Here is a 13,167-nt window from a genome sequence, read left to right as displayed (position 1 = left end):
TGAAACGCGGCAGTTTGCGGATCACTTCGCCGGTCAACGGGTCGAACGCCGACAGGCTCTCGACTTCATCGTCGAACAGCTCGATGCGGATCGCTTCCAGGTCGGACTCCGCCGGGTAGATGTCGATCACATCGCCGCGCACGCGGAAGGTGGCGCGAGCGAAGTCCATGTCGTTGCGCGTGTATTGCAAGCTCGTCAGCCGACGCAGCAGTTCGCGCTGGTCGAGTTTGTCGCCACGGTCGACGTGCAGCACCATCTTCAGATAGGTTTCCGGGCTGCCGAGGCCGTAGATGCACGACACCGTGGTGACGATGATCGCGTCCTTGCGCTCCAGCAGCGCCTTGGTCGCTGACAGACGCATTTGCTCGATGTGGTCGTTGATCGATGCGTCCTTCTCGATAAAGGTATCGGAGGACGGCACATAGGCTTCGGGCTGGTAGTAGTCGTAGTAGGAAACGAAGTACTCCACCGCGTTGTTCGGGAAGAACGCCTTGAACTCGCCATACAACTGCGCGGCCAGGGTTTTGTTCGGTGCCAGTACCAGGGTCGGGCGGTTGATCTGCGCGATCACGTTGGCGATGCTGAACGTCTTGCCCGAACCGGTCACCCCGAGCAGCGTCTGGTGCGACAGGCCCGCTTCGATGCCTTCGACCATCTGGCGAATCGCTTCGGGTTGATCGCCGGCGGGTTCAAAGCGGGTGACGAGCTGGAAATCCGACATAACGTACCTCTTTCAAGTCACCCCCGGCTGCACTCCACCAAGGACGAAAAAAGCTCAGCGACCCGCGAATTTTCATCGCAGGTTGCAGGAAAAAACCATGATAGCTGTAGAAGTGGTGACGAATGTGCCGGGTTTCAAGGCAATCGTCCGACCTGCCGTCTACGCTCAAGGTTGGATTAAGACTGACGGTCGGTAAATAAACCGAAAAACTTGGCCGAAAAGCCGTTTCGGTTGTCGCCCTTGACCGTGATGGCCTCTATACTAGCTCCCCGTTTGTGCACCGCTCTAGTGCATTCGGCTGGAGCGCGACACGTCCCTCCTTTCCCCCAAAGAGCTGCCGCAAAAATGAGCCTGTTCTCCGCTGTCGAAATGGCACCACGCGATCCAATCCTGGGCCTCAACGAAGCATTCAACGCCGATACACGAACCACCAAGGTCAACCTTGGCGTGGGCGTTTACTGCAACGAGGAGGGGAAGATTCCACTCTTGCGTGCCGTTGCCGAAGCGGAAGCCATTCGCGTGGCGCAACACGCCGCCCGTGGCTACCTGCCGATCGACGGGATCGTGGCCTACGACCAGGCTGTGCAAAAGCTGCTGTTTGGCGCTGACTCGCCGCTGCTGAGCGCTGGCCGCGTGATTACCGCACAAGCGGTTGGCGGCACCGGCGCGCTGAAGATCGGTGCAGACTTCCTCAAGCAACTGCTGCCCAATGCCGTGGTTGCCATCAGCGACCCAAGCTGGGAAAACCACCAGGCGCTGTTCGAAAAAGCCGGCTTCCCGGTGCAGACCTACCGCTACTACGACGCCGCCACCCACGACGTGAACCGTGCCGGCCTGCTCGCCGACCTCAACGCCCTGCCGCCGCAATCGATCGTGGTGCTGCACGCCTGCTGCCATAACCCGACCGGCGTCGACCTGAGCCCGGCCGACTGGCAACAAGTGCTCGACGTGGTCAAGGCGAAAAACCTGGTGCCGTTCCTCGACATGGCCTACCAGGGTTTTGGTGATGGCATTTACGAAGACGCTGCCGCGGTGCGCCTGTTCGCGGAATCGGGCCTGACGTTCTTTGTATCGAGCTCGTTCTCCAAGTCGTTCTCCCTGTACGGCGAACGCGTGGGCGCGCTGTCGATCGTCAGCGAATCCAAGGAAGAAAGCGCGCGCATCCTGTCCCAGGTCAAGCGTGTGATCCGCACCAACTACTCCAACCCGCCGACCCACGGCGCGGCGGTCGTGGCCGCAGTGCTGAACAACCCTGAGCTGCGCGCCCAGTGGGAAGCCGAGCTGGCGGAGATGCGCCTGCGCATCCGTGGCATGCGCGAGCAGATGGTCGCCGAACTGGCCAAGGCTGCGCCGGGCCACGACTTCAGCTTCGTCGGTCGCCAGCGTGGGATGTTCTCCTACTCCGGCCTCACCGTTGAGCAAGTCACCCGTCTGCGCACCGAGTTTGGCATCTACGCGCTGGACACCGGGCGTATCTGTGTGGCCGCGTTGAACCAGTCGAACATTGGTGCGGTAACGAAGGCGATTGTTCAGGTTCTATAAACCTGGCGGCGCTGCACGAAGGGAAGCTACGGCTTCCCTTTTTAATGCCTGTCAGAAAACGCCCTGCTCCCCTAGACTGAACCCCGACTGCCCCTTTGCTGTGAGAGCCCTATGAGAAACGACGACCTGGACCTGCGTGCCGACCGCGACGAACTGGACCACTTCACCCCGCGCGCGCCGCAAGCCAAGCGCCAGAAAAGCCTGGTCTTGCAAGTGGCCCTCGGCGTATTCCTCGGCGGGTTGGCCCTGTGGCTGGTGCAATTGGGTGCGACAGCGATAATGGCCAAATTGGCGATGGGTACCCTGCAATTCGGCGGCTGATGAAGATTGAAATGTGGGAGGGGCAAGCCCCCTCCCACATTGGTTTTATGGGGTTGCCAGGACGCGTTCCTCCAGTAACCTTACGAAGCTGTTCAGGCTCTGCGACACCGTGCCTCGGCGCCAGATCAACCAAGTGTGCAAGACGCGGAAACTGTCCGTCAGCGGCCACACACTCACCGTGGTAAACCCCGGCATGCTTTCCAACATGCTGCGCGGCATCAGCGCCAGGCCGGCCCCGGCGCTGACGCAGGCAAGCATGCCGTGGTAAGACTCCATCTCGAAAATCCGCCCCGGCACCGCGCCGTCCTGTGCGAACCAGCGCTCGAAGTGGTGGCGGTACGAACAGTTGGAGCGAAAGGTATAGATGCTTTCCCCGTTCACATCCTGCCCGCGGGTGATCGGCGCGTGATGCAGCGGTGCAATCACCACCATCTCCTCCTCGAACACCGCCAGGCCCTCCAGGGTGGCATGCAACACCGGTCCATCGACGAATGCCGCCGCCAGACGCCCCGACAACACGCCTTCGATCATCGTGCCCGAGGGCCCGGTACTCAGGTCCAGCTCGACCTTGGCGTGCTTCTGGTTATATGCCGCCAGCAGTGCGGGAATACGCACCGCTGCGGTGCTTTCCAGCGAACCGAGGGCAAACGCGCCCTGGGGCTCCTCCCCCGCCACCGTCGCACGGGCTTCCTGTACCAGGTCGAGAATACGCCGCGCATAGCCGAGGAAATTCCACCCGGCCGGGGACAGACGCAGGCGGCTCTTCTCGCGGATAAACAGCGCCACGCCAAGATCCTGCTCCAGTTGCTTGATGCGCGTGGTCAGGTTGGACGGCACCCGATGAATCAACTGCGCGGCGGCGCTGATGCTGCCTTGCTCGGCAACGGCCTTGAAGATTTCCAGCTGCACCAGGTCCAAATCATTCTCCAATCGTGAACGTATCGCTTAATATTATTCACTTTCCAGAAAAGATATAGCCCCTTACGCTGATTCCAATCCAAACCTTCAGCAGGACGGTGCCATGAACGCTATCGCTCACCAGACCCACGCCCTCTCGATCAACCCCGCCACCGGCGAAACGGTCGGCAGTTACCCGTATGAAAACGAGAACCAGCTGGACGCCACCCTCAACCGTGCGACCGCCGCTTTCCGCACCTGGCGCCGCCAGCCGCTCAGCCAGCGCGCAGAGCGGTTGCAGGCCCTGGCCGGCGTGCTGCGTGAGCAAGCCGAAGCCATGGCGCAGATGATCACCCTGGAAATGGGCAAACCCATCGTCCAGGCCCGCGCCGAAATCGAGAAATGTGCGCAACTCAGCGAATGGTACGCCGCCCACGGTCCAGCCATGCTCGCCGCGGAACCGACGCTGGTGGACAACGGCAGCGCGCACATCGAATACCGCCCGCTGGGCCCGATCCTCGCGGTGATGCCGTGGAACTTCCCGGTCTGGCAAGTCCTGCGCGGCGCCGTGCCGACGCTGCTCGCTGGCAACACTTACGTGCTCAAACACGCACCGAACGTGATGGGCAGCGCCTACCTGATGAAAGCGGCGCTCCACAAAGCCGGCTTTGCCGAAGGCCTGTTCGAAGTGCTCAACGTGACCCAGGACGGCGTTTCCAAAGCCATCGCCGACCCACGCATCGCCGCCGTCACCCTCACCGGCAGCGTGCGCGCCGGTATGGCCATCGGCGCCCAGGCCGGTGCCGCGCTGAAGAAATGCGTGCTCGAACTGGGCGGCTGCGACCCGTTCATCGTGCTCAACGACGCCGACCTCGACGCCGCCGTCCAGGCCGCGGTGATCGGCCGTTTCCAGAACAGCGGCCAAGTCTGCGCCGCGGCCAAGCGCCTGATCATCGAAGCCGGCGTGGTGGACGCCTTCACCGCCAAGTTCGTCGAAGCCAGCCGCCAACTGGTGATGGGCGACCCGACCTCGACCCACACCTACGTCGGCCCGATGGCCCGCTTCGACCTGCGCGACGAACTGCACGGCCAGGTCCAGGCGACCCTGGCAGAAGGCGCGACCCTGCTGCTGGGCGGCGACAAAGTGCCCGGCGCCGGCAACTACTACGCACCGACCGTACTGGCCGACGTCACCGACCAGATGACCTCGTTCAAACAAGAGCTGTTCGGCCCCGTCGCCTCCATCATCAGCGCCCGCGACGCCGATCACGCCGTGGCCCTGGCCAACGACAGCGAGTTCGGCCTGACCGCGAGCATCTTCACCCGCGACTCGGCGAAAGCGCGCGAGATCGCCGACCAGCTGGAAACCGGCGGGATCTTCGTCAACGCCTTCAGCGTGTCCGACCCGCGGGTGGCGTTTGGCGGCGTGAAAAAAAGCGGCTTTGGGCGGGAGTTGTCGCACTTTGGCGTGCGGGAATTCTGCAATGCGCAGACGGTGTGGCTGGATCGCAAATAATCCACAGCAACCCCTGTGGCAAGGGAGCGTGATCCCGCGGGCTGCGCAGCAGGCTCAGCAGCGGATATGCCGGCGCACGCACTGCACCAGCCCGTCCAGCGCCTCTGACTTCACTGGCGCGAGCACACACACCGTGTGCTCGCGTTCACCTTCGGTCACGGTCAGGGTGTAATGCACCTGGCCTGGATTACCGGGTTCCGGCGCGGTGCTTTGCGGCAACTGAAAGAAGTGTGAAGCCTCGATCAGTTGCCGCAACTCTTGCTGGTCCGCCTCGGGCAGCGTCTCCAGTTCCACGGTGTTCGGTCGGGCCAGGCCCGGGAAAAACGCGGGTCCCCCAATTTCCTTGATCGAAATTTGCATGGCTGTTCCTCACCGCCCAGGCGGGTTGTCAGACGTTAATGCCCACTGCTTTCCAGCCTTCCTTCACCGCCTTGTGCTCGGCCTTGCCAGCACCGTACAGACGACCGGCAATGTCGTAGGTGATGCGCGCGAAACGCAGAAACCCCGCGTTCGGCCGCAACCGCGCATCGCGTAACGCGTCATACCAGATACGCCCTGCGCGCTCCCAGGCAAACCCGCCGATCTTCGTGGCTACCTGATAGAACGCATGGTTGGGAATACCGGAATTGATATGCACCCCGCCGTTGTCCTCATAGGTCTGCACAAAAGCGTCCATATGCCCCGGCTGAGGGTCCTTGCCCAGCAGCTTGTCATCGAACGCGGTGCCCGGCGCTTTCATCGAGCGCAACGCAGTGCCTTTGATTTTCTTGGTAAACAACCCTTTGCCGATCAACCAATCCGCATCTTGCGCCGTTTGCTGCAGCGCGTACTGCTTGATCAGTGAGCCGAACACGTCGGACAGCGACTCGTTCAACGCACCGGATTGATTGAAATACATCAGCTTGGCCTCATCCTCGGTCACACCGTGGGCCAACTCATGGCCAATGACATCAAGGGCTATCGTGAAACGGTTGAATAGTTGCTGATCGCCATCACCAAACACCATCTGGCTCGAGTTCCAGAATGCATTGTTGTAGTTCTGGCCAAAATGAACGGTCGCGTCCAGCGCCATACCGGCGTCGTCTATGGAGTTGCGGTCGAAGACCTGATCGAAAAAATCGAATGTGGCGCCCAACCCATCGTAGGCCTCGTCCACCGCCATATCACCACTGACGGGTTGCCCTTCGCCACGGATCAACTTGCCCGGCAGGCTATCGGCGCCCTCGGCGCTGTAGATCGAACGCCGTTTTTCGGCGCCCATGGGCAGGGCCATGTGGGCGGCCCCTTTGGCGGGTACGGCAACCATGCGCAACGAACGGAACGTGCTGTCTTTGGCGCGTGTGCGTAACGCGACTTCCCGTTGCGCTTTATCGCCGTTGCGGGCGATCTGGTCGAGCATGTATGGCGGGATCAGGCAGAAAATCGGGTTGCGATGCTGGCGAACACACATTGGCTGGCTCCATTTTGGCGTGGGGTGAACGTCCGGGTAACCGTTCAAGAATAGTCCTGCCGTGGCGGCTTGGGCCAAATTGTCATGAAGCTATGCTGCAGTAGTGTTAATCCGAGGACTGCGAGGAACTTACAATGCCCCCACGCGCCACCAAAATCGACCTTTCGCACCGCCCCCGGCTCGCCGACCTGCGCCCGTTGCTCGCGGCCGGCCCCAGCCTCATGGAGGCCAGGGCGGCGACTGCGCGTGTCACCGCGGCCAAGGACCTGCAGGACCGGCGCGGCTACGCTGAAGCGTTTCTCGACCGCTTCGTGGTGCCATGGCCCACGGTGGATGAAGCCCTGCTGGCTGACGTACAGCCGCTGCGCCTGGACTACACGCATTTCTCAGTGACCATGTCGCGCTCGAGGCGACTGGCACTCTACGTGGGCGCCAATATCGATGGCGCACAGCATGTGGATATCATCCGCAGCAACGACGCCTGGGCCTACGACGGCCGCCTGCCCATCAGCGCACAGGTGGGTGATGCGCTCTACACCGACAATGGCCTGGACCGCGGTCATCTGGTGCGCCGACAGGACCCCAACTGGGGTGACGCGGCCAACACCGCCAATGCCGACACCTTCCACTTCACCAACTGCTCACCGCAGATGAGCGGGTTCAACCAGAAGACCTGGCTGGAACTCGAGGACTACATTCTCGATAACACACAACGCTGGAAAGCCCGGGCCACGGTGTTTACCGGCCCGGTGTTGGCGGACGACGACCGCGTCTACCGGGGCGTTAAAATCCCCAAAGCGTTCTGGAAAGTGGTCGCCTACCTCAGCGACGACGGCAAGCCCTGCGCCAGCGCCTACATGATCGACCAAAACCGCGAGCTGGGTCAGCTCGACCTCATGTTCGGCCAGCTCAGAACCTACCAGCGCAGCGTGATTCAGATCGAACGCTTGACCGGTATCCGCTTCGCCAACCTGGCCGACTACGATGGTTTCAGCAATGAAGAGCGCGCCACGGGGACGCGAATTGAAGCGCTGATCCAGGGCCCTGAAGATATTCGTCTGTAACCAGGCGACCTAAGGCTATATCGCCCCGCCGTGATCGACTACCATACCGCGCCGGTTCCCAAACGGGACTAATAGGGAATCCGAAGCGCGGTACACCGCGCCAATCGGAACTGCCCCCGCAACTGTAGATGCCGAGCCCGCTCCCCCACTGCCACTGGACCCCGTCCGGGAAGGCTGGAGCGTGGCGACGACGCATCAGTCAGGAGACCTGCCGGCCCAGCAAAATCACTAACCGGCGGGGTGTCCGGGAAGGACATCCTTGCCTGCCTCACCCGCAGCGGTCGAGGGCGTGTTTCCGAACCGTACACCCCCTGTTCCAGGTACGGCTCCAAGGAGATTGCCCAATGCTGCCACGCGTTACCGCCCTGCTCACCGGCCTGGGCCTGTGTGCCCTGGCCCAAGCGGCCCCCACTCAGTACCCGCTGACAGTGGAGAACTGCGGCAGCAGCCTGACCTTCGCGCAAGCGCCCGCCCGCGCCGTGACCATCGGCCAGGCCGCCACCGAAATGCTCTATGCCCTCGGCGTGGGCGATAAAGTGGTCGGCACGTCGCTGTGGTTCAACAACGTGCTGCCACAGTTCAAGGCGCTGAACGACGGCATCGAACGCCTGGCCAATAACGAACCGAGCTTCGAGTCGGTGATCGCCAAGCGCCCGCAACTGGTGGCGGCCGAGCTGGAATGGGTGGTCGGCCCGCAAGGCGTGGTGGGCACCCGCGAGCAGTTTCATGAGTTGAAGATCCCCACCTACCTGCTGCCCTCCGACTGCGAAGCCAAGAACAACCGGGAGGGCGCCGACGGCACGCGGCTGGAGCCGTTCCGCATCGACACGATCTACAAGGGCATCCGCCAGTTGGCGGAGATTTTCGACGTGCAGGATCGCGGCCAGCAACTCAACGATGAACTCAAGGCGCGCCTGGCCAAGTCCGTCGCCACCGTGCAAGCCAAGGGGCTCAAGCAGGCCAGTGCGCTGGTGTGGTTTTCCAGCGCCGAGATGGCCAGCGATCCCTACGTGGCCGGTCACAAGGGTGTCCCCGAGTTCATGCTGCAAACGCTCGGCCTGCGCAACGTGGTGCAGTCTGATGAGGAATGGCCCGCCGTCGGCTGGGAAACCATCGCCAAGGCCAACCCCACCGTGCTGGTGATCGCCCGCATGGACCGCCGCCGCTACCCGGCCGACGATCATGCACAGAAGCTCGCCTTCCTGCGCAGCGACCCGGTGACGCGCAACATGGACGCGGTGAAACACAACCGCATCATCATCCTCGACGCCATGGCCCTGCAGGCCAGCGTGCGGACCTTCGAGGGTCTTGAACAACTGGCTGCGGCCATCGACGGCTACGACCTGCCGAGATGATACGAACCCTACTCGCCCTGGCATTGCTACTGATCGCCGTGCTCGCCGGCGTGGCCATCGGCGAAACCGCCATCGCGCCGCAGGTGGTGTTGCAGGTACTCGCCAACAAACTGTGGGCGGCCGGCTACGTACTGGACCCGATCGATGAAGGCGTGGTGTGGAACTACCGCCTGACCCGCGCCCTGGTCGCCGCCGCATGCGGGGCCGGGCTGGCCACCTGCGGGGTGATTTTGCAGTCGTTGTTGCGCAACCCCCTGGCCGATCCTTACCTGCTGGGCATCAGCGCCGGCGCTTCGACCGGCGCAGTCCTGGTGGTGCTGATGGGCGTCGGCGGCGGCTTGGTTTCGCTGTCGGTCGGTGCGTTCGGCGGGGCGATGGCGGCGTTTGCGCTGGTGGTATTGCTCGCACGGGCCAGCGGTTCGTCCAGCGGCACCGGGCAGATCATCCTCGCAGGCATTGCCGGCTCGCAGTTGTTCAATGCGCTCACCGCGTTCCTGATCACCAAGTCGGCCAGCTCCGAACAGGCGCGCGGCATTCTGTTCTGGCTGCTGGGCAACCTCAGCGGCGTGCGTTGGCCGTCGGTGTGGCTGGCGGTGCCGGTGGCGGTCGCCGGGTTGGCGGTGTGCCTGTGGCATCGTCGGGCGCTGGATGCGTTCACCTTCGGGCGCGACTCGGCGGCCTCCCTCGGCATCCCGGTACGCCGCGTGCAATGGGTGCTGGTGGGCTGCGCGGCATTGGTCACGGCGGTGATGGTGTCGATTGTCGGCTCCATTGGTTTTGTCGGGCTGGTGATTCCCCATGCCGCGCGCCTGCTGCTCGGCACCGGGCACTCGCGCCTGTTGCCGGCCAGCGCATTGGGCGGCGCGCTGTTTTTGATTGCAGCGGATGTACTGTCGCGCACCTTGATCAAGGGCCAGGTGATTCCGGTGGGCGTGGTCACTGCGCTGGTCGGCGCGCCGGTGTTTGCACTGATTCTGATCGGCCGGAGAAACCCTCGATGAGTGCGCCGGTATTGAGCTGCAGCGGGCTGGGCTTCAAGGTGCGGGAAGCCGAGTTGCTGCGGGATATCCACCTGGAGGTGGCGCCCGGCGAAACCCTCGGGATCGTCGGCCCGAACGGCTCGGGTAAATCCACCTTGCTCAAACTGTTGGCCGGGTTGCGTACCCCCGCTCATGGCGAAGTACGCCTGGGTGGCGAGCGCCTGGGCGAACTGCCCCGCCGCACCGTGGCACAACGTCTGGCCGTGGTGGAACAACAGGCCGACACCGACGATGCCATTCGGGTGTTCGACGCTGTCGCATTGGGCCGCACCCCGTGGCTGTCAGCGCTGAGCCCGTGGTCCGAGGCAGACGATCGCATCGTGCGCCAGGCGCTGCACGACGTGGACGCCATGCACTTGAGCAACCGCGCCTGGCGCAGCCTCTCCGGCGGTGAGCGCCAACGCGTACACATCGCCCGCGCCCTGGCGCAACGGCCACAGATTCTGGTGTTGGATGAGCCGACCAACCACCTGGATATTCAGCATCAACTGTCGATTCTCAAGGGCGTGCAGGCGTTACCCGTGACGACCCTGATCGCCCTGCACGATCTCAACCAGGCACTGACCTGTGATCGCCTGGCCGTGCTGGACCGCGGGCGTTTGGTGGCGCTGGGCAAGCCGCAGGACGTGCTGACGCCGCAGCGGCTGCAGGACACCTTCGGGGTGCAGGCGCACTACCTGACGGACCCGTTTGACGGGGCGCAGATTCTGCGACTGCGCGCTTAACGGCAACACCGTTCAAATGTCGGCGCTGTCGAGCACGGCGAGGCGGCGATGGGATCAGCGTGCAGCACCTGCCGAACGGCCGCGTGCGCTGGGCTAATCCTCGACAATCCTCAGCCAAGGCCACCGCGCCTGATAGCTGCGCGCCTTCTGCGCAAACAACTCCGGCTCAGGATTGATCGGGTTGATCCTGAGCAGGCCCTGCTCCATATCAGTCAAACCAAATGGCGCATACACCTCGCCCGTCGCCACATCCAGCCCGATGCACGTCCCGGCCACCAGGTAACGATCAATCCCGGCGCGCGCGGAGTGCAGCTGCGGATACGGTCGGCCAAACCGCTGGCCATACCAAAGGTGAACGCGCGCCTGATTCTTCACTTCAATTTCTACCTCCAAATCCTCGAACAGCCGCTGTGCAGCGCGAATGACCGCGTCTTCGGCCTCCCAGGAAAGGTCCGGGTCGAAGTAAAAAACGTCGTAGTCCTTTACCCCCTGGTCAGCAGGCAGATTCGACTGATGATTCCAAACAGCCTGGAACAGACAGCCCGCGGTCAGCATGCACTGGTTCACACCAAGGGCCGGCAGGCGCGCGGTGATCTCGGCGTTGATGGGGTTGGCCATGGCCAACTCGAGAAAGGTTTCGACGGTCAATGTCATGCTCAATCCTTTGCAGTGGGCACCTGTCCTGGGGAGCCAACAGTACAACAACGCGGGTTACGCTTTCACGTAACGGCCTCTTCTTCACGTCATCAAAATTCGCTAAGGTGCCTCGACACACCGCTCCCCTATTGCCCTCACCGAGACGCCGACCTTGGCCCATTCCCCGACTGATCGCCCCGCCAGCTCCTGGTCGGTGTTTCTGATTTTCCTGCGCTTGGGGCTCACCTCCTTCGGCGGCCCCGTCGCACACCTGGGTTACTTTCGCGACGAGTTCGTCACCCGGCGCCGCTGGCTGAGCGAGCGCAGTTATGGGGATTTGGTCGCGCTGTGCCAATTCCTGCCCGGCCCGGCCAGCAGCCAGGTAGGTATCGCGCTGGGCCTGTCGCGGGCTGGCTACGGTGGGGCGCTGGCGGCATGGTTGGGGTTTACGCTGCCGTCGGCCGTTGTGCTGATCCTGTTCGCCTTGGGCATTGCCCAGCACAGCACGGCGCTCCCGCCGGGTGCGCTGCATGGCCTTAAGGTGGTGGCCGTCGCCGTGGTCGCCCAAGCCGTGTGGGGCATGGCGCGCAATCTGTGTAGCGACGCAGCGCGCATCACCGTGATGCTGATCGCGGCGTGCGTGGCCCTGCTGCAAACCTCGGCGTGGGGCCAGGTCGCGGTGATCAGCGCGGCGGCGCTGGCGGGCCTGCTGCTGTTCAAGCCCACGCCACCGGCCGCGCACGATGCGTTACCCGTGACGCTCAGCCGCCGCGCGGGGGCGATGTGGTTGTCGCTGTTTGTGCTGGTGTTGGCCGGCCTGCCGATCCTGGCCCAACTGATCCCCAATCAGGGCCTGGCGATGATCGACGCGTTCTACCGCAGCGGCTCGCTGGTGTTCGGCGGCGGCCACGTGGTGCTGCCACTGCTGCAGGCCGAAGTCGTGCCCACCGGCTGGGTGAGCAACGATGTCTTCCTCGCCGGCTATGGCGCCGCCCAGGCCATGCCCGGCCCCTTGTTCACCTTCGCCGCGTTCCTCGGCGCGTCGATGAGCCAGGCCCCGAGCGGCTGGCTCGGTGGCCTGCTCTGCCTGCTGGCCATCTTCGCCCCGTCGTTTTTACTGGTGCTGGGCGCACTGCCCTTCTGGGAAAGCCTGCGCCGCAGCCCGCGCACCCAGGCCGCCCTTGCGGGCGTGAACGCAGCGGTGGTGGGGCTGTTGCTGGCGGCGCTGTACCAGCCGGTATGGACCAGTGCGATCTTCAGCGCACGGGATTTCGGCCTGGCCCTGGTCGGCCTGGTGGCGTTGATGGTGTGGAAGCTGCCACCGTGGCTGGTGGTTGTCGGAAGCGGCGCGCTCGGATGGTTATTGAGTCTTGCCCTGTAACACGTCCACCGCGCCTTGCTGCTTGACCTGTCCGAAGACCTCGGCGGCTGACGACTAGCCCTTCAACTCACTCGCGCGATTGCTCGCCGCGTCGTCGTAAGCCACATACAACGACTCGGCGATTTGGCTCTTGATGGCTTTGGTGGACTCGAGGCCCAAGACAAAACCTTCGGCTTTGCCGCCGGCACGGTTGAGTTCTTCGTGGGTGGAGGCACCGGTGATGGCGTCGAGGAGTTTGGAGGCGTGAGGGCCGACACCTTTGGGAAGGGAGATTTGGTCGATGGTCATTGCGATGCCTTTATGAAAAATGGACGGTAGCGCGTGGACCACTGCCGGGCTGGCATGGTAGACCTGTTTGTCGAGAAAGGGGCTGCTTTCGGCCCAAAACCGGATATCGAGTGTCTACAGATTCAGTGGCCCTTTCCGACCGCCCAAAACAAAACCCCTGTCTGCGTGAGCAAACAGGGGTTCTGGAATTTAATCTTGACGATGACCTACTCTCACATGGGGAAACCCCAC

The 13,167-nt window shown here is 63.2% G+C and carries 14 protein-coding genes and 1 riboswitch; of the genes, 8 read left to right on the top strand and 6 right to left on the bottom strand.

Going from position 1 to position 13,167, the window contains the following annotated elements; genetic code table 11:
* The coding region (locus tag AC1QQ2_RS13250; protein ID WP_479713488.1) for a DEAD/DEAH box helicase family protein at nucleotides 1–721 on the bottom strand (721 nt) is incomplete at its 3' end.
* A 345-nt stretch (nucleotides 722–1,066) separates the two neighbouring features.
* Between AC1QQ2_RS13250 and AC1QQ2_RS13245 the strand changes: the two genes are divergently transcribed.
* Both AC1QQ2_RS13245 and AC1QQ2_RS13240 read left to right on the top strand, forming a co-directional pair.
* The gene (locus AC1QQ2_RS13245) at nucleotides 1,067–2,263 is read left to right on the top strand and encodes an amino acid aminotransferase (RefSeq protein ID WP_017847719.1); all 1,197 of its coding nucleotides are present in this window, start codon (nucleotides 1,067–1,069) and stop codon (nucleotides 2,261–2,263) included.
* A gap of 111 nt (nucleotides 2,264–2,374) precedes the next feature.
* Entirely contained in the window at nucleotides 2,375–2,584 is a 210-nt protein-coding gene (locus AC1QQ2_RS13240; protein WP_017847720.1) for a hypothetical protein, read from the top strand.
* 45 nt (nucleotides 2,585–2,629) lie between these two features.
* Here AC1QQ2_RS13240 and ptrR read toward each other — a convergent pair whose 3' ends face one another.
* On the bottom strand, nucleotides 2,630–3,493 hold the full coding sequence (gene ptrR / locus AC1QQ2_RS13235; protein WP_479713489.1) for a putrescine utilization regulator PtrR: 864 nt from the start codon (nucleotides 3,491–3,493) through the stop codon (nucleotides 2,630–2,632).
* 112 nt (nucleotides 3,494–3,605) lie between these two features.
* Here ptrR and AC1QQ2_RS13230 point away from each other — a divergent pair, with 112 nt between their 5' ends.
* On the top strand, nucleotides 3,606–4,997 hold the full coding sequence (locus tag AC1QQ2_RS13230) for an aldehyde dehydrogenase family protein (RefSeq protein WP_479713487.1): 1,392 nt from the start codon (nucleotides 3,606–3,608) through the stop codon (nucleotides 4,995–4,997).
* Between the two features lie 54 nt (nucleotides 4,998–5,051).
* On the opposite strand, the gene AC1QQ2_RS13225 is transcribed toward AC1QQ2_RS13230, so the two are convergent.
* Together AC1QQ2_RS13225 and AC1QQ2_RS13220 are read right to left on the bottom strand one after the other, a co-directional pair.
* Nucleotides 5,052–5,357 carry a protealysin inhibitor emfourin gene (locus AC1QQ2_RS13225; protein ID WP_017847723.1) on the bottom strand — a complete coding sequence of 102 codons (306 nt, stop codon included), beginning with the start codon at nucleotides 5,355–5,357 and terminating at the stop codon, nucleotides 5,052–5,054.
* 28 nt (nucleotides 5,358–5,385) lie between these two features.
* A complete protein-coding gene (locus tag AC1QQ2_RS13220; RefSeq protein ID WP_479713486.1) occupies nucleotides 5,386–6,396 on the bottom strand; it encodes a M4 family metallopeptidase in 1,011 nt (336 codons plus the stop codon).
* A 185-nt stretch (nucleotides 6,397–6,581) separates the two neighbouring features.
* On the opposite strand from AC1QQ2_RS13220, the gene AC1QQ2_RS13215 reads away from it, so the two are divergent.
* The 4 genes from AC1QQ2_RS13215 (at nucleotide 6,582) to AC1QQ2_RS13200 (ending at nucleotide 10,631) form a co-directional block, all read left to right on the top strand.
* Nucleotides 6,582–7,511 carry a DNA/RNA non-specific endonuclease gene (locus AC1QQ2_RS13215; protein WP_057005691.1) on the top strand — a complete coding sequence of 310 codons (930 nt, stop codon included), beginning with the start codon at nucleotides 6,582–6,584 and terminating at the stop codon, nucleotides 7,509–7,511.
* Nucleotides 7,512–7,546: 35 nt separating this feature from the next.
* Nucleotides 7,547–7,741, top strand: a riboswitch (cobalamin riboswitch).
* A 114-nt stretch (nucleotides 7,742–7,855) separates the two neighbouring features.
* On the top strand, nucleotides 7,856–8,866 hold the full coding sequence (locus AC1QQ2_RS13210; RefSeq protein WP_479713485.1) for an ABC transporter substrate-binding protein: 1,011 nt from the start codon (nucleotides 7,856–7,858) through the stop codon (nucleotides 8,864–8,866).
* Nucleotides 8,863–9,867, top strand: a complete 1,005-nt coding sequence (locus tag AC1QQ2_RS13205; RefSeq protein ID WP_046382622.1) for a FecCD family ABC transporter permease — start codon at nucleotides 8,863–8,865, stop codon at nucleotides 9,865–9,867. The genes AC1QQ2_RS13210 and AC1QQ2_RS13205 overlap by 4 nt, the downstream gene beginning before the upstream one ends.
* On the top strand, nucleotides 9,864–10,631 hold the full coding sequence (locus tag AC1QQ2_RS13200; protein ID WP_046382621.1) for an ABC transporter ATP-binding protein: 768 nt from the start codon (nucleotides 9,864–9,866) through the stop codon (nucleotides 10,629–10,631). Before AC1QQ2_RS13205 ends, AC1QQ2_RS13200 begins: the two co-directional genes overlap by 4 nt.
* 93 nt (nucleotides 10,632–10,724) lie before the next feature.
* On the opposite strand, the gene AC1QQ2_RS13195 is transcribed toward AC1QQ2_RS13200, so the two are convergent.
* Complete coding sequence (locus AC1QQ2_RS13195; protein ID WP_046487107.1) at nucleotides 10,725–11,285, bottom strand: nucleotidyltransferase family protein; 561 nt, start codon at nucleotides 11,283–11,285, stop codon at nucleotides 10,725–10,727.
* Between the two features lie 196 nt (nucleotides 11,286–11,481).
* Here AC1QQ2_RS13195 and chrA point away from each other — a divergent pair, with 196 nt between their 5' ends.
* Nucleotides 11,482–12,648 carry a chromate efflux transporter gene (chrA, locus tag AC1QQ2_RS13190; RefSeq protein ID WP_479713484.1) on the top strand — a complete coding sequence of 389 codons (1,167 nt, stop codon included), beginning with the start codon at nucleotides 11,482–11,484 and terminating at the stop codon, nucleotides 12,646–12,648.
* 54 nt (nucleotides 12,649–12,702) lie between these two features.
* Here chrA and AC1QQ2_RS13185 read toward each other — a convergent pair whose 3' ends face one another.
* Nucleotides 12,703–12,936, bottom strand: coding sequence for a hypothetical protein (locus AC1QQ2_RS13185; RefSeq protein ID WP_017847731.1), 234 nt, complete (start codon nucleotides 12,934–12,936; stop codon nucleotides 12,703–12,705).
* Nucleotides 12,937–13,167: the final 231 nt, after the last annotated feature.

This window comes from Aestuarium sp. (assembly GCF_023253315.1).
GTDB classification, from domain to species: Bacteria; Pseudomonadota; Alphaproteobacteria; order Rhodobacterales; family Rhodobacteraceae; genus Marivivens; species Marivivens donghaensis.
The sequence above is the reverse complement of the archived record's forward strand: the minus strand, read 5'-3'. Positions and strand labels throughout refer to the sequence as shown.